The organism is Bradyrhizobium sp. CCGB20 (genome assembly GCF_024199855.1).
Taxonomy (GTDB): Bacteria; Pseudomonadota; Alphaproteobacteria; order Rhizobiales; family Xanthobacteraceae; genus Bradyrhizobium.
In genome coordinates this window covers 1,805,764-1,821,273 of record NZ_JANADN010000001.1, presented here as the reverse complement: position 1 = coordinate 1,821,273, position 15,510 = coordinate 1,805,764, and the positions used below count along the sequence as shown (strand labels likewise).

Annotated in this window: 17 protein-coding genes and 2 pseudogenes; 8 read left to right on the top strand and 11 right to left on the bottom strand. The window is 58.2% G+C overall.

Annotation, left to right across the window (positions count from 1 at the left end; translation table 11 throughout):
• The first annotated feature begins 986 nt into the window (after positions 1-986).
• Together speD and NLM15_RS08335 are read left to right on the top strand one after the other, a co-directional pair.
• Complete coding sequence (gene speD / locus NLM15_RS08340; protein ID WP_254124181.1) at positions 987-1,343, top strand: adenosylmethionine decarboxylase; 357 nt, start codon at positions 987-989, stop codon at positions 1,341-1,343.
• A 488-nt stretch (positions 1,344-1,831) separates the two neighbouring features.
• Positions 1,832-1,948: pseudogene (locus NLM15_RS08335) on the top strand (IS66 family insertion sequence element accessory protein TnpB); the annotation flags it as partial.
• A gap of 100 nt (positions 1,949-2,048) precedes the next feature.
• Here NLM15_RS08335 and NLM15_RS08330 read toward each other — a convergent pair.
• The gene (locus NLM15_RS08330; protein WP_254124745.1) at positions 2,049-2,393 is read right to left on the bottom strand and encodes a hypothetical protein; all 345 of its coding nucleotides are present in this window, start codon (positions 2,391-2,393) and stop codon (positions 2,049-2,051) included.
• Between NLM15_RS08330 and NLM15_RS08325 the strand changes: the two genes are divergently transcribed.
• From NLM15_RS08325 to NLM15_RS08315, 3 genes and pseudogenes are all read left to right on the top strand, one after another.
• A complete protein-coding gene (locus tag NLM15_RS08325; protein ID WP_254124180.1) occupies positions 2,319-2,486 on the top strand; it encodes a hypothetical protein in 168 nt (55 codons plus the stop codon). The two genes, NLM15_RS08330 and NLM15_RS08325, sit on opposite strands and share 75 nt — an antisense overlap.
• A complete protein-coding gene (tnpB, locus tag NLM15_RS08320) occupies positions 2,428-2,586 on the top strand; it encodes an IS66 family insertion sequence element accessory protein TnpB (RefSeq protein ID WP_208068039.1) in 159 nt (52 codons plus the stop codon). The genes NLM15_RS08325 and tnpB overlap by 59 nt, the downstream gene beginning before the upstream one ends.
• Positions 2,587-2,659: 73 nt before the next feature.
• Positions 2,660-4,230, top strand: a pseudogene (locus NLM15_RS08315) (IS66 family transposase).
• 96 nt (positions 4,231-4,326) lie between these two features.
• Here the strand turns inward: NLM15_RS08315 and NLM15_RS08310 are convergent.
• Entirely contained in the window at positions 4,327-4,563 is a 237-nt protein-coding gene (locus tag NLM15_RS08310) for a hypothetical protein (protein WP_254116474.1), read from the bottom strand.
• Between the two features lie 954 nt (positions 4,564-5,517).
• Between NLM15_RS08310 and NLM15_RS43990 the strand changes: the two genes are divergently transcribed.
• Together NLM15_RS43990 and NLM15_RS08305 are read left to right on the top strand one after the other, a co-directional pair.
• The gene (locus NLM15_RS43990) at positions 5,518-5,634 is read left to right on the top strand and encodes a DUF3892 domain-containing protein (RefSeq protein ID WP_375166828.1); all 117 of its coding nucleotides are present in this window, start codon (positions 5,518-5,520) and stop codon (positions 5,632-5,634) included.
• Positions 5,635-5,890: 256 nt separating this feature from the next.
• Positions 5,891-6,193 carry a DUF3606 domain-containing protein gene (locus tag NLM15_RS08305; RefSeq protein ID WP_254116473.1) on the top strand — a complete coding sequence of 101 codons (303 nt, stop codon included), beginning with the start codon at positions 5,891-5,893 and terminating at the stop codon, positions 6,191-6,193.
• A 255-nt stretch (positions 6,194-6,448) separates the two neighbouring features.
• On the opposite strand, the gene NLM15_RS08300 is transcribed toward NLM15_RS08305, so the two are convergent.
• The 6 genes from NLM15_RS08300 to NLM15_RS08275 all read right to left on the bottom strand — a co-directional run bounded on the left by NLM15_RS08300 (position 6,449) and on the right by NLM15_RS08275 (position 10,166).
• Positions 6,449-6,730: a hypothetical protein gene (locus tag NLM15_RS08300; RefSeq protein ID WP_254116472.1), complete on the bottom strand. Its 282-nt coding sequence runs from the start codon at positions 6,728-6,730 to the stop codon at positions 6,449-6,451.
• 127 nt (positions 6,731-6,857) lie between these two features.
• Entirely contained in the window at positions 6,858-7,217 is a 360-nt protein-coding gene (locus NLM15_RS08295; protein WP_254116471.1) for a hypothetical protein, read from the bottom strand.
• Between the two features lie 493 nt (positions 7,218-7,710).
• The gene (locus tag NLM15_RS08290; RefSeq protein WP_028141284.1) at positions 7,711-7,914 is read right to left on the bottom strand and encodes a cold-shock protein; all 204 of its coding nucleotides are present in this window, start codon (positions 7,912-7,914) and stop codon (positions 7,711-7,713) included.
• Positions 7,915-8,280: 366 nt separating this feature from the next.
• Positions 8,281-8,604 carry a hypothetical protein gene (locus NLM15_RS08285; RefSeq protein WP_254116470.1) on the bottom strand — a complete coding sequence of 108 codons (324 nt, stop codon included), beginning with the start codon at positions 8,602-8,604 and terminating at the stop codon, positions 8,281-8,283.
• 77 nt (positions 8,605-8,681) lie between these two features.
• Positions 8,682-8,855, bottom strand: a complete 174-nt coding sequence (locus NLM15_RS08280) for a hypothetical protein (RefSeq protein WP_254116469.1) — start codon at positions 8,853-8,855, stop codon at positions 8,682-8,684.
• A gap of 1,113 nt (positions 8,856-9,968) precedes the next feature.
• Positions 9,969-10,166, bottom strand: coding sequence for a hypothetical protein (locus NLM15_RS08275; RefSeq protein ID WP_254116468.1), 198 nt, complete (start codon positions 10,164-10,166; stop codon positions 9,969-9,971).
• 528 nt (positions 10,167-10,694) lie between these two features.
• Between NLM15_RS08275 and NLM15_RS08270 the strand changes: the two genes are divergently transcribed.
• Positions 10,695-11,195: a hypothetical protein gene (locus NLM15_RS08270; protein WP_254116467.1), complete on the top strand. Its 501-nt coding sequence runs from the start codon at positions 10,695-10,697 to the stop codon at positions 11,193-11,195.
• Between the two features lie 207 nt (positions 11,196-11,402).
• On the opposite strand, the gene NLM15_RS08265 is transcribed toward NLM15_RS08270, so the two are convergent.
• The 3 genes from NLM15_RS08265 to NLM15_RS08255 all read right to left on the bottom strand — a co-directional run bounded on the left by NLM15_RS08265 (position 11,403) and on the right by NLM15_RS08255 (position 14,642).
• On the bottom strand, positions 11,403-11,612 hold the full coding sequence (locus tag NLM15_RS08265; protein WP_254124179.1) for a cold-shock protein: 210 nt from the start codon (positions 11,610-11,612) through the stop codon (positions 11,403-11,405).
• Between the two features lie 135 nt (positions 11,613-11,747).
• The gene (locus NLM15_RS08260) at positions 11,748-11,921 is read right to left on the bottom strand and encodes a hypothetical protein (protein ID WP_254116466.1); all 174 of its coding nucleotides are present in this window, start codon (positions 11,919-11,921) and stop codon (positions 11,748-11,750) included.
• A 27-nt stretch (positions 11,922-11,948) separates the two neighbouring features.
• Positions 11,949-14,642, bottom strand: a complete 2,694-nt coding sequence (locus NLM15_RS08255; RefSeq protein ID WP_254116465.1) for a PAS domain S-box protein — start codon at positions 14,640-14,642, stop codon at positions 11,949-11,951.
• Positions 14,643-15,510 lie beyond the last annotated feature (868 nt).

Sequence of the window (15,510 nt, the reverse complement as noted above, 5' to 3'; positions counted from 1 at the left end):
GCGTAACCAGTTGTCGGCGTGCAGAACCATGCACTGCAGGTACTCTGCGGGTGGTCGAGTGTAGCGTCCAGGCAGGCTCCGCTCCCATGATATTGATTGGAGGCGAGATCGACGTCTCCTGGATTCCAACAGAGGAGGCGATTTTCTACTGCGAAGTATGTGTTGAAGCCTACAGCGCGATTGTCAGATCCAAGACCCTTGTCCACGACTTGTCGCATGCACGTGGCGCGACGTAACTGGACCATCACCATTTCCAAGCGGCACGCTGCTTGCTTTGTTCACGGCGCCATCACCGGTGACAGAAGGTGCTCGGTTGATCGATCGAGAAAGGGCCGCGGAGTGCTGGATGCGATGTCGAGTTTGTTTTCGGGGAGCGACAACGATTGCGTTTGTCGCAAGAGGTGCATTCGATTCGGCGGATCTTGAGCCAGCAGGCGCACTGGCTCCGGCCCCGTGGAATTGGTCCGGAGGATATCTTCACGGGCGCGCCGGCGGTGGTTACCGGCGAGACGCCTTCAGTAATCCCTACCTTCCGTCACACTATGGCGGCGTCGCTCCTATGTACCAGGCAGCGGTCAGATCGGCTCTAACTGGCGGGAGAATAGCTAGATGTTTGGTCTCATTCGAAGCCCGAGGCGCCGTCCACGACGGCACAAAATGCCGGCCTCGTCGCCTCACCGAAGCCGACCGCGTGGGTCAGCTTTTGGCGCACAAGCCACCTCCTGACAAGCCGGCCGCCGCCAAGCCATTGGTGTTCCAGTTGATGATCGCCGCATCAAGGGCCTGGCGGCTGCTCAAAGGCACCAAACAGTTGCCAAACGTCGCGGTTTTTAGAGTCAACGATGGCATTGAGACCGAGCGCCTGATCAGCTCGTCACCGCCCCCCCGAATAGCTCAGCTTCTTGGGCCGATATTTCAATGGAGATTCCTTAGTGCCTATCGATAACGAGGATGTCCTACCGACTCTGTCTACTGGTGCGACACATATGCTAATCGAGCTATGGGGAGCGAAGAACCTCGACGATTCGGCCCTCGCAGAAAACGCAATTCGAAAAGCCATCCGTGCGGCGGGCGCGACACTACTCCACATTCATGTTCACAAGTTTTGTCCGGGTCATGGCGTCTCCGCAATAGCCCTATTGGCTGAATCGCACATGACTTTGCATACTTGGCCTGAGAAGTCCTACGCAGCCGCCGATGTTTTCGTATGCGGCGACAGTGATCCTGCGAGCGCCCTACTAGTTCTAGTTGAGGCCTTTCAGCCCGAACGGTCTGACGCTCGCCGCTTTCGGAGAGGGGTGTCAATCAGCCAACGAGTTGAAGCAGATGATCAATCTCTCTGAGATCTCTTCCCGACTGCGAACTATCGCTGAAAGTTGATGAAGGCGGGAAACGGGAGGCGGCATATTTACGCCCCACCCAATCGTCCGCGTGAACACCCCCGGTCGGGTTCGATGCTGCTCCAAAAGCAGCACACCGCGCACACCCAAAGGTGTGATCGCTGCGACGGCAGCCTTCAGTTTTTAGCAGGCGGCTGACGACATCTCTGGTGGATTCGTCGGCACCTTGATGGCGTACTTGTCGAGTATGTCCTTACGGTGGAACAGCTGGATGTTCTCAAAACCATGCGGGATCGTCCACCGTTGGCCGTTTCCCGTCTCGATCTGCCCTTCCTTGATCTCCCAGACCAGTGCATTCCGTAGTGCTGGGAAGAAATCCTTATAATCGTAGCCTGCTGCCGTGAGTTTCGGATCGTCCAGATACCGATCGAGCGTATCCCTCCGGTGAAGGCCGCCTTGCCGAATGAGGCGTTTTGTTGAGAACTGTCCTTATGGACAGTGATAGGCGCAGTGCCCAAGTCGAACGGCTTGAGGTGGTGGACACGGGCCGGCGGCGGCGCTGGTCCGAGGATGAGAAGCTCAAGATCGTTCTGGAGAGCTTACAGGCGCCGCGCCAAGTCGCGGCAACAGCGCGGCGGTATGGCGTGTCGCGTTCATTGCTGCTGCGTGGCGACGGTCGTTTCGGCCGGAGCCGAAGGATGCCGCCGATCAACCGGGCTTCGTACCGGCGATGGTGGTCGCGGAATCAGGGCCGACGCCTTGTCCAGCCACGCCGGCCAGCAGCGGCGGGTCGATCGAGATCGAGTTTGCTGCCGGGGCTCGGATGCGGATCACGGGCGCGGTCGACGCGGCGACGCTGAAGGCCGCCGTGGCGGCGCTGGCAGATGGACGCCTGCGGTGATTCCCGTTGCGTCGGGCGTGCGGGTGTGGATTGCGACCGGCCACACCGATATGCGTCGCGGCATGAACTCGCTGGGCTTGCTGGTGCAGGAAGCCTTCAAGCGAGACCCGCACGGCGGCGATCTCTACGTGTTCCGTGGCAAAAGCGGGCAAGCTGATCAATATCCTTTGGCACGATGGACTGGGCATGTCGCTTTATGCCAAGCGGCTGGAGCGCGGCCGCTTCCTGTGGCCGTCGTCGGCTGATGGCGTGGTGACAATCACCCCCGCCCAGCTTGGCTACCTGCTGGAGGGCATCGACTGGCGGATGCCGCAACATACCTGGCGACCGCAGGCGGCTGGCTGATCGCTGGGATTTTAATCGGTGGCACGATCAGCGGTTCGGACAGAGACCGCGTCTTGTGATTCTCTGGTCGGCGATGGGCGCCGATGATTCTCTTCCCGACGATGTGACCACGCTGCAGGCGATGCTGCGCGCCGAGCGAGCGGCCCGGTTGGCCGCGGAAGCCGAAGCCCAGGCGGGGACCTTGCTGATCGAGAAGCTCAAGCTCACGATCAAGAAGCTCCGGCACGAGCAGTTCGGACAGTCCTCTGAGCGGGGCGCATTGCTGGACCAGCTCGAGCTACAGCTCGCCGACCTGGAGGAGAACGCGGCGCAAGCTGCGACCACAGCGCAGATGGCAGCCGAGAAGATTGCGGTGCCATCGTTCGAGCGCCGCAAGCCAGCCCGCCGGCCACTGCCGGAGCATCTGCCACGGTAGCGCATCGTCTATCCGACACCTGCGATCTGCCCATTGCGGCGACAGCCGATTGCGCAAGATTGGCGAGGACGTGACCGAGACGCTGGAGCTCGTTCCGCGCCAGTGGAAGGTGATCCAGCACGTGCGCGAGAAGCTCGTCTGCCGGGCCTGCGAAGCGATCACCCAGCCGCCGGCCCCCTCGCATCCGATTGCGCGCGGGCGTGCAGGGCCAAAGCTGCTGGCCCATATCCTGTTCGCCAAGTACGGCCTGCATCTGCCGCTCAATCGTCAGAGCGACGACTACCAGCGCGAAGGCGTCGACCTCGATGTCTCGACGCTGGCGAACTGGGTGGGCGCTTCCGCGGCAACCCTGATGCCGCTGGTCGATGCAATCCGAAGCCACGTCTTCGCGGCCGAGCGCATCCATGCCGACGACACCACGGTGCCGGTCCTGGCCAAGGGCAAGACCCGGACCGGCCGGCTCTGGACCTATGTGCGCGACGATCGCCCGTTCGCCGGCCCAGATCCGCCGGCAGCTGTGTTCTTCTACTCGCCTGATCGTGGCGGTGCGCATCCGGAGCAGCATCTGGCGGGCTATGCCGGACTGATGCAGGCCGATGCCTATGCCGGCTTTGGCAGGCTCTACGAAGTCAATCGCAAAGGGGGCCCGATTATCGAGGCGGCATGCTGGGCACACGGCCGGCGTAAGTTCTTCGATTTAGCGCGGCTCAGTACGGCGCCGATCGCGGCCGAGGCGGTCAAGCGCATCGATGTCCTGTTCGCCATCCAGCGCGAGATCAACGGACTTGCTGCGCAGGAGCGTTTGCGTGTGCGCCAAGGAGAGTAGCCGCCCCCTGATCGTCGAGCTGGAGGCGTGGTTGCACGAGCAGCGCGCCAACCTCTCCAGGAACAACGACACGACCAAGGCGATCAATTACTGCCCCAGCTGCTGGGAAGCATTTAGCCGCTTCCTTGAGGACGGACGGCTTTGCATGTCGAACAACGCCGCTGAACGCGAGCTGCGGGCTGTCGCTGTGGGCCGAAGAAATTGGACCTTCGCCGGCTCCGATGGGGGCGGCCGGCGTGCGGCGGCAATCTACACCCTCATCGCCACCGCCAAACTCAACGGCATCGATCCACAGGCCTGGCTCGCCGACGTGCTCGCCTGCCTGCCGGATCATCCCGCCAAGCGCATCCACGAACTCCTGCCTTGGAACTGGCGCCCTCAGAACATCGCTTACGCCGCCTGAATGCTATCGGCTGTCTGCTCAAAGCGACCTGGCCAGAGGCCGTCGCCGGATGCGTCCCCTGAGTCGCGGCTACGTAAGGGCAAACAAATGTCAATCCTACGACATCGCGCCTTGCGTTCTCGTCACGGTTTGGAATTTCTCCGCATTCTTCGCGGCTACAGCTAAGGCACGAGAGAGCTTGCGCGCCTGATCTGCCGTTAACTGCAAATAAACGCTCACAGCGCTGGCGATGGCGACAGTGATCTCACCATCGATCTGCTCAACTAAGATCGCGGCCGACTTGTCGATTTCGATCTCTGCGACACGCCCGAGGCCGTCAGGGTCCTTCGCCATCGCTACACTCTCCATGCGGCCGGCATTGGTATATTGGAGATGCTGCTTCAGATCACCGTGCTCCGTGAGCCAACTAAAATCCTATTTGCCACCGGTGGGGCGAAAAACACAGGGCACAATGAGCCATCTTCGCCACGGAAGCAGCGCGAGCGCGACTCGGCGTCGGTGAAACGCGTAGCCGAACGCTGTCCCTATCGCGCCCGCGCTGCCAGTGAAGTTAGCAACAACGTGACTCGGCGCCTTGGGGCGTGGCAAGCACGAAGCGCTGTCCCTATCACGCGCCGCCAACTTCAGTGGCCGGCCCTGCCGTTTGCCTAGCAAAGCTGACCAGCACGGCCCGCGCGGATGGCAGTCCATGGGCGTGCCCTCCAAACTGTATCGCGGAGAAGGACTTCAAGGCACCTACCAGGATTGGTGGCCGGCCTATTCCCGAAGTCTAAGCTGCCCACTTAAGACGATTAGCTCTGCAGACGAAAGCGCGTCCATCTCGACGCCCTTACGAAGACTGGTGCCAGCGATCTTGTGGAGTCGGGGTCGAGTGCTTCGCCGCGGTGCGCAAGGACTTCTCACTCGACTTTGCCGTTGCTGTAGCAAACGCAGATTTGCGTTTGCTTGATCAACCGCCCTCCCCTGGCGGCTGCAGAGGCGCGACCACCAATCGCCTTTGCCGAGACGTTAATTTCCTCCCAGACCTCTTGGCGCCGCTTGATATCCCAACTAAATATATTGGCGAAATCAGGTGCACCTCGACTTGCCTTCTCGCTTCGGTTGCGCTTTGATTGAGCGGATTTCAACCAAGGATTTCGGATGCCCGATATTCAGGTGACATGCATTAACAAGCAACCCAGAAACGATACTCACGAGAGGATCACGCATCTCGGTGGCATCGGGTGAAGTGGCCCAGATCGCAGGTGATCCTCTTTATGAACAAGGCTCAAATACCTTCTTCACGAGGTGGGTGGGAAACGCGCCGAAGTCGGTGTCGTTGATGGCTCAAACGGCAAGTACGTCCGCACGCACGCAGACGGCTATTACAACGACAACCTCTTGGCCTTACCAGAGTGTCAGTAAACGGCGGATCGAATGACCAAAGCGCTTGCAACGATCGTAGCATTGATGACGCTTCTCGCTCTTAATGAGCATGCCCTCGCTCGCGGCGGATCGCACGAGGTCCCGTCAGCTACGGCGTCGGACACCATACAACCAGCCACGGGGGAAGCTTCGCTGGGCGACCGGCTCTTCTCACCGTGGCGGCACTTACGCGAACTCCAGAACCGGCAATCGCTACGGCACCCATCAATAGGATCACAGATGGGACTCGCCCTACTTGCCCACTCAGATTTTTGACGGTGAGCGGCCAAGCGAAGAAGATCACGGCGATGTTTGGGTGACGAGAATAACCACAGAGGGAGTGAAGAGATGGCTGACGACAAAAGCAAAACAGCTTAGCGACCGCAGCCGCATCAACCTCAATGAGGATTATGAAAAAGAGTACTGGAAAAAGCGCTTTGGCGTATCGGGGCAAGCGCTCGCGGGAGCTGTTCGCGCTGTCGGGGGTGTCCGTGAAGAAGGTCGAAAGATACCTGAAGGAGAAGTAGTGGGATGGCACAATCAACGGCTAACTCATTAATCTTCGGCGGCAGAGGCAGCCTTGGGAGGCCCTCTCGTCTTGATCAGTTCTGCTGATCTAACGTCTCCATCCACCTCCTTGAACGCGAACTCCATCCAAATCGACTCTCTGCTATCGAGCGCCTCTAAAGACGCCTTCTGTCGTCCTGTCCGAACAGGCTGTCTGTGAATTTAATTCGGTACTGAGTTTCCTTGTCCGGCGTCGCAATCAAGATGCTTAGTTCATTCGGATCGCTTGAGTTCACATCCAGAACTCTCATTCGCTGGATAGCAATTCTGACCTCAGCTTTTTTCGCGGCGAAGTCCTAAGTAGTTCGGCCTCGTGCTGACTGAGATGTGTCGCGTTGATGACGGTCTGTGGCGTCTTTGACGCCGCCTTCAAGATAGCATCGTTGGTGGCCGTTGCTGCTTCGGTCGCTCGCTTACCGATATCTCCTTGTTTTTCAACAATACTGATAATCTTGTTCATAGTTTCAAGTTGTGAAGAGCCGTTCAGGCTTAGGGCCTTGAGAGCCGCTACATGGTCCTTACTCTTCAACTCCTCAATCTGGACAATCTTGCGTTGCTCAAGCTACGCGCTGAACGACCATCCGTGCCGATCAAGAACACGATGCCTAGAACGACAACAGCAGCCTGCTGTCCTGTCATCTTGCCAACCATTGTTTTCAAAAGCTCCTGGGCAGGCTGGAAAGCTTGGTGACGTAATCGGCGCTTCCTCCGGAGACAACGACACTGATTTGAAGCCGTCGTTTGATTTCATCGGATAGTTGACTGCTGTCAGGTGAGCCGCTCGCCGCTTGCGCCGCGAGCAGATATAACTGCCTCTGAAGCTCTAGGAAGGCCTCCAGAAATGGAGGGGTGATGCTGGAATCCACTTCGGGGTGCGGCAAATAAACGTGAATTGACGCCCAGTCGCCGAAATTGATACGCCGGAAATCTTCGCTAAAGGGATCTTCGATAGCGAGCAGGTGCTGAAGCGAAACTAGCGCCTCGCTAGGCGCACCAGCGCGCAGAGCCATTGCCACTCGTCTTTCCCCGCGCGGCAAGCACACTTTTTGTCACCATACCGACATAACGCCGCGCGGCGGGTCTCACAATAGCTTTTACGCGCAATCAGCCCGGGCTCTACTTTCGGTTAATGTCGCCCCTCACCTCCTCCGCTTCCGCTTGCCCCTCACCCCGCCACACGCCTCACAGCGGCCTACCCGAATTAGTAGCGGAAGCGGCATCCGGTGCGCTATGGCTTGCGCTCGCGGGCCGGTTGCGGTTGGATCATGCTGGTTTGACGAGCGCGGGGAGCTTAATGGGCTATTTTCGCGCGGGGACCCAGAGACACCATGAACAATAGCTTTAGAGTGCTGTTCGCGATTAGCGCTACCGTCATTGTGGCGGCGGGCGCCTTTTTCGCCATTCGGTTTCTAGTAAGGTTTCACGGCTAGATCGACGGGGGTTTTGTACCCCCGCATTTTCTCAGGTGCCCCGCGCTTTCGCGTAGGCTTTGGCTAAGGCTGCGCTGCATTAACCGATCCGTAGATTCTCCGCCGAGTCTTTTCCGCGATTATTCACGACGTCAAAACTGACTTTCGCGCCCTCGGCGAGAGAGGTGAAACCAGCTTTTTCGACCGCCGAGATGTGAACGAAAACATCCTTGCCGCCGTTGTCAGGCTGTATAAATCCATACCCCTTTGTTGGGTTGAACCACTTCACTGTCCCCATAGCCATTTTGACTTCTCCATTCTCCAAGAACAAAAGCTAGTTCCCGAATTCCGACTAAAGAAAGGCTGGCGCGCGCCACATCAGTGCACCGTTAGCGACACTCGGTAAAGTTTTAAAGCCGAGCGCTGAACTTGGTGGGCGTGGTGCCACCGAACGCAACCATCGCGTCGCCGATAGTTGAGCCAGCCGTGCCGGTCCAAGTGAAGGAAAGTTGTAACGTCGCATGGTCGGATGCGACGGCCGTAATCCCCGTCATGGCGGCGCTTGTGCTCCCGGAGAGCATTGCGCATCCGGTGCCCAATGTCACTGTTGGATTTGCACGCATTGAGGCGGGCACCGGCATTGACAAAAACTTACCACTTGTCGCATCGCTTAAAAGCGAGCCGGAAACCGGCAGATAATCATTTGCTGCAATTTGGGTTTAGTACCGCTGCACTTCCGCAATTCATCATCGTAATCCGGCAACTGGAAAGCCGGCGCGGCGCCCTCGTAAATGCCGACGTCGAACAGTTCGAACACGTTGCTGAGTGTTCCCACAAAATTGAACTGATTTGCCGATCCAACGTAATTCGCAGCGGCCCAAGCGTTTTTCGATGGTTGAGCAACGGCCGACCCTGCCATCAGAACCCACCTGATTTCCATGCCGGTGGTGTTTTTGATCGCCCACGTGCCCGCAGTATCTCCGGCAATGGTCACAGATTTAACGACGTCTGTGTTCGCCTCCCCGCCGGAGATGACATATTCCGCCGTATAACTCTGGTTCTGCGCACCATTCAGAACGGTACGCTGGATGTTCCCGCGGGCGCTTTACCACCGAACTGGATCGTAATTGCCTTCGCCGAAGATCCACCAAACAAGAGCTCAGCGCAGCGCATACCCTCGATTTTCTGCGTGATGTATTGATAATCGGCCGTGCCGACGGAAGCATCGGCTACGTTAACGGTCATTCGAATTCTATTTGACGAGCCGCCGGGTGTCGGCTTGCGACCTGTGTGAACGCAACTGTGGCCGCGTTCGAGAGCGTGGAGTAAAATTGATCCACCGGATAGTATAAGTTCGCAGAGGATGCCGCCGATCCATTCTCTTGCGACACCATAATGGCGCCGTTCAGAAGATAGTTCTTCTTAAGCACGCCCATGTTCGCGCGCGCCTGCGCTTTGTCGCCGGCAGTGAGGGATTGCGGCACCGCGTAGGAGATCGCCGAGGTTGTTTGCGGCCGTGCCGACGTTCGCGGGACCAGAAAGATTGTCGCTCTTGAGCATGTCGCCGATTCCGGCGTCGCCAGCGCGCGAGAACCCGATTGCGAAGGTGTCCGCATTGGTGAACGCGCCACTGCCGGCACCATTTGCCAGGGTCAGTTTGCGACAGCCGGTCCCGTCGACTACCGAACCCGTGACGCGGAACTGAGCCCAAACCGTCGGGTCGGTCGTCTTCTCAAACCGGACATAACCCTTCGTTGTCCCCGTGCTGTCATCCCAAGTGTCAAGGATCGCGGTGATTGACGCGCCGCCGACCTGCGTATTGTCGCTGTACGCAGCCGTTGCGCTCGCAGGTGTGGCGTTGTTGAGACGGAAAATGCCCGCGCCAAGGTCGGATCGGTCGTCGTCGTGGAATATGTGAGTTTGATCCCGCTCGCGTCACCCTTCGTGCCGGTCGCGCCCGTGTCGCCCTGACTCGCCAGCAGTTATGAATAAGTGACGTTCGGCGGGGGTGGTTGATGTGGTCGAGATTGCAGACGTAGCTCGACCCACTGAGCGTTGCGACGTCGCCAGCGGCGTAATCGGTGTCGCTGTCCCACGCGCCCGTGAGGTTGAATCCCTTGTAAATGCCAAGGAAGGTCGAGATACTCGCGATCTTTGACCACAGCTTGCCCGTAGTCGGCTGGAACGCATACTGTTCATTGTCGCCGAGGGACGGGTCGGGCTCGGTCTGGTTGATATTTACAAAGACAAAGAACCCACTCGTGTCCAGCGCCCCCACGATCTGGTCAACCGATCGCGCGTAGGTCTCGCCGACAATGCGCTGCTGCGACACTTTCCAGACAACATAAGACGCGCCGCTTAGTGTCGAGCCCGGCCGGGCGTAATGACAAGATGCGTGTCGTCGGTGACGTCGGTAATCGTTGCAGAAAAGCGACCGTTCTGAAATATGTCGCCCGACTTGACGTTGCCGGCGCTCGACCAAATCGTGCCTGTGACTGTCGTGCCGTCTGCGGTAACGTCAATGGTGCCGGTGGAATACGAATTAAGTGCGGTCATTATGATTTCTTCATCGCCTCTCTGCGCGCAAGCGCTTCATCAAGGGAGCCATTCGCCGTCGATCCTCCACCAAAACTTGCCGCTGGATGGCTGGTAGGCGAGCCAGCTCTTTGCCTCCGGTGGCGGCTCGGTTAGGTCGGGTGGTAAGTTGCTGAGATTGATCATTTGACGCCTTAGTGCGTCACGCGGCCAATCTCTGCCCGACAACGTCTTCAGGCAAGCGGTGAATGATGCGCGTGGAAATGCCTCCAGCGGAGATTGTGGTCGTTTGCGCAAAGCCGCCAACCAGCAAGGATTCCGGCCTGCCTCAAAGTCGCGTTGAGCAATCTCACGCTGGGTTTTCAGCGCAGCAATAGCGTGTGCCTCCAGGCTTGCCGGCGCAGCTGCTAGTGCCGAGCGGATCACCTGTTCGTCCGCTTCGGTATTGCAGGGGCATGGATTAAAGCCGCGCGGCGCGTCAATTGCGCACCAAGGCTCTAGGTGCTCGCTGCCGCCCGCAAGGGTCGTGATCCTGAAACCGGAGAGACCATGCCGCTCCGAAATTCAGCGACCGAAACCTCGAATGGACCCGTCGCGCCCATCGCGGCCATCCGCTCGTTCAACTACATAAGGGTTGGACCGATAGCGTTCTTGAACTCACCAAAACTGCCTGCCATCATCGTCGAGAGAGCAAGCCCGACCGCCTGGAAGACAACAAACTGCTCGGCTCGTATCGTCGCTGCGGCGTTGAACTGGGGCAATAAGATCGCCTTGTTGCAGATCGCTACGATTGTCTGGTCCTTCGTGTCCAACACCAGCGCATCTGAAATGAGTCCTCACCAGAGGGCCAGCAAACGCCGCCACGGTGACCAATGCCAACAAGCCATTGATCTGCTTGGCGCCACCATCACCACCAAGCGGATAGGAAACAAAACGCACGACATCCTTGGAGCCAATGCGCCGACGCCGCCAATCGCGGCGCAACACCGCTTCGCCGTTGATTTCAGGATAGTTGGCAAGCCTTTCTTGAATCGCCAACCATACTTGTGATCTCGCGTAGCCCAGCCCGAACGGCGCAGGAACGCCGTCACGGTCTCTCGAGGCAGCGCCTTAACGCGCGCGGCTTCAACGCCGGGCATGACGAGATGCAGTACCGGCCGGCGCGCGGCGCTAGTCGGAATCGCGCGGCGATTGCTGCGCGGTTTTCGCTTGGTGGATCTGGCTGATCTTTTCGGTGTTCGCGGTCTGCGCCATGTGCTACCGAAGAATTTCGACGTTCAGCGCTTGATGCTTTCCGGTACGCGCATCCAAGCCGATCTCGAATTCCACTCTCTGCCCTTGCTCGAGCCAGAGCGCACTACCAACGAGGCTTTTTCGGTGCACGAAGATATCACCGCCGCCTTCGTCCGGCCTGATGAATCCGAAACATCGATCCTCTTTCCAGCCGACACATGTGCCCAGCGGCATTTCAGTGCGCAATTCAATTCGGCCGCGCTGCGCTAAACGCTTGCAGCGCCGCTCGCCGATAATCTCGGATGTCATCCGGGTCGAAACCAAGGTCCGCCAGAAGCGCAATGACCGCTTCGATGCATTCGCGCGCCGTCATGTCTGCTTGAGCGGCTGCTGAACCCAGTTATCGCAACTGCAGAACATCGGGCGGGCGACGCCTTGCGGGATCGCCTGGAAACGCTCCGAATTGGTTGTGGTGCTCAGCTCGGCGAGGCCGAGCCGGCGGCTGTTTCCTTGTTCATTGGACCTGCAGCTGCCCAGTTTCAAGGTGCCTGCTCGCGCGGGCTTAAGGTCTCAATAAGGACTTGAGGTTCCCGACCGCCTGATAGGCAAATGCACGACGGGCAGGGCAAATTGGAAAGTCGCGCCGGGCTCTTTCTTGCGGACGATTGATAAGTGCCCTCCGTGAGCCTCTATGATCGAACGACATATCGCAAGACCCATGCCAAGGCCGGTCGATTTGGTTGTGAAGAACGGATCCAAGATCCGAACTCTATCATCCTCAGCAATCCCGACGCCGCAATCAGTCACGGAGAGCTGCACGCGTCCCCTATCATCCCTGGATGACTGAATCAGAAGTTCGCGGGGCCTGTCGGCAACTGTATGCATGGCCTCGATCCCATTCATCACCAGATTGATGATCACCTGTTGCAGCTGGACCCGGTCGCCGAGGATCGTGGGAAGTGTGGGCGCCAACTCGGTTCGCAGGCTCACTCGGTGATTAACCAGCTCACGTGTCAAAAGCGCGATGGCCTCGTTGATAACATCATTGATATCGAGCGCTACCATCTCGATATCGCCTTTCTTCGCTAGTGTGCGGACCCTGCGGATCACCTCGCTTGCCCGTATAGCGTCGTCGATGATCCACTGCACCGATCTGCGCGCGGCGGACACATCGGGAGTTTCGCGCGCCATCCAGCCAAGGCACGCATCGGCGTTGCTGACAATGGCCGCGAGTGGCTGGTTTACTTCGTGGGCGATGGAGGCTGTTAGTTCTCCCAGCGTCGTCACGCGCGTCACATGCGCAAGATCCGCTTGTGCCTTACGCAGCTCCTGCTCGGCCTGATCTGCGCGAATGTTCACAGTAATGTCGCTGCTGACGCCACGGTAGCCAAGAAAGTTGCCGCTTACATCAAAAAAGGGCTTGCCACTTGTCCGGACGTAGATCGCAGATCCGCTCCTGTTGACGGTGCGATAAATCAGATCGCGAAATGGAAGGTGTACGTCGAGTATTGCCCGATGCTGCCGCCATTTCTCAGGTTCTTCTTCGACGTCGCACGCAATTTCCCAGCGAGGCTGGCCGAGGAGCCCTGCGGCCAGGATGCCCGCAGCGCTGGCGTGTTCTGATAAGAGGGTGACCGCGTGGTCTGGCCCGGTCTCCCAGAGCCAGTCGGAAGCAGTTTCGGCATAATCACGAAAGCGCTGCTCGCTCTCACGTAGCGCAGCAAGAGTGTTTTCCAGCCGTTCCCGAGCTGCGTGTTGCTCGGTAACATCCATATGCGTTCCGATGAGTTCGACGGTGGAGCCGTCGCTTCCCAACACAGCGTGCGCAACTGCGTGTATATGCCTCACCTTGCCATCGGGAAGACAGATCCGGAAATCGTATTCGAAGTTCCCTGTCTTCTGTTCGATAGCCTGACGCTGCACTACCTGCTGCAGGGGCAAGTCGTCTGGATGGATGCGCGACCGGAGGGCCTCAAGCGAGATGGGCTCATCAGGATCAAAGCCAAATAGACGACTGACTTCGGCGGAGCGATATGCAAAACAGCGACGGTGACAGTCCCAGCACCATGTTCCCATGTGACTGAGCTGCTGCGCGTCGGCCAGATAGCCCTCACTGCGACGCAGCTGTTGTTCCGTCTGCTTTGCTGCCGTGATGTCCGTCGCCGCCCCGACAAATTCGATATCGCCAGACGCGGTTCTCGTCGCCCGTGCCAGCGCGCGAATATGCTTTATCGACCCGTCGGGCATCAGCAGCCGGTATTCGTGCTCGAAATCCTCGCCTCGAAACCCTCGATCGATCGTCTCTCGGACCTCGGCTTTATCTTTCGGGTGAGTGCGGTCAAGGACGTGCTGCGGTGTCGGTTTCGTCTCCGGATCGTATTGGAATATCCGGAAAGTCTCCTTGGACCAAAAGACCTCTCCGGTGGCGACGTTCCAGCCAAAGCTACCAGTGCGGCTCAATTCCTGCGCTTGGGCCAAATGGGCTTCGCTCCGCTGCAGCGCAAGCTCCGTTCGCTTTTGCTCGGTGATATCTTCGCAGGCAATGAGGACGAGTGGCTTGTCGTCAGGCCCCAGCATGGCCTTGGCGCTTTCGCGCGCCCACAGCACCGAACCGTCCTTTCTGACCTTCTGGATGTCCCAGGTCCGCGATTGGCCGATATCTGAAAGACACTCCCCGATGCGTTTGCGAACGACCTCACGATCGGCTTCCAGAAAGACTTTCAGCACGGATAGATCGAGTAATTCCGAAGGCGTATAGCCGAGTTGAGTCGCGCCGAAAGTATTGACGTTAAGAACCGTCCCGGCTTCATCGACCATGAAATACATGGCCGGATTATGCTCAAAGATTGCGCGCCACATTTTCTCGCGATCACGCAGATCGGACGCGCCGCGCCGTACCTTGGCTGCGGCCTCACGCGCAGCTTCCATTTCGTCGTGGGCTTTTCCGATCAGGTACGCTCCGACAGTTGAGGCAGCAAGGAAAGCGACAAGCACCAGCAGGTCCTGGTGGTCGTCGATTCGAAGTCCAAACATGGACGGCGTAAACACGTAGGCCAAAGCAGCGACGGAGACGATGGAAAGCGCCAGTGACGCGATGAAGCTGCCTATCTGCGAGAACAGCAAGATCACCACCAGGCAGGCGAACGCGGTCGCTGCGAAAGAACTGTGAGTATGCAAGGAAGCCAGCGTCACTACCGCTAGCGTAATCCCACCGAAGACAAACTGCCTCGCGGAGCGTCCCAACGTGGTGAGCTGGTTAAACATGTTTGTAGCCGTCAGGCCCTTCTGGCGGGGAGAGATTAATAATCAGACAAAATACAGCAAGTTATTCGACTGCGACAAGCGCTCAAAAGAGCGGTTTAGAGATCGACTGCTGAACTCAGTACAGCTGAAGAAAGGCGCATTACATACCTTCGTATAGTTGTCTTTAGGCGCCAAATACGAACGCACACATCGAAAATTGCACTTTGGTTTCGCTCTTTCAGTTATTCTGCTTGGTAGCAAGCGCGTCCCGACGCAACCATGATTACCGCGAGGCCGACAGAAAGATGGCGCGATGAGATCCTGAACAATCCGAAACTCCACCGTCCAAGGCCCTAAACTTTTCAACCGCCATCGAGCGAGTACAACGACGAAAATAGCTCGCGGCAGAAGATTTGCCCAAGATGCCGTACTTGATGAATAGGCAACGACCACATCAAGCGCTTATTCGCGTAGGTACCGACGATCCAGCATATGTCGATAGTCGCCAGCTATCGGCAGCATTTCACGAAGCGCCGCGCAGAAGTCAGCTCGTTGCCGGAGCTTATGCCAGCAAAGCTCTTCGGAGGCGCGACTCCGCAGACTCGTTGATCGTAACAAAATTGGATTACGAGAATGGAGCATTGAGCCGGAGCGCGCCCTAATGACACTCAATGTGTGGGGATCGGAGACGACCATGGTGTCTGAAGGCAATTGATCCAGGGCCTCTGCGGTCTTGAGGGGGGCAATATAGAATGCAGGCGCAACAACGACCGAAAGCATAGATGCAGATTCCTATAGACCTGCATCAATCGCGTCAGTTCAGGGTAGGCACCGGTCTGGATGCGTAACGTCAGCCGAGGTCAGGTTTTCCGACGATTGATGGGCTGCA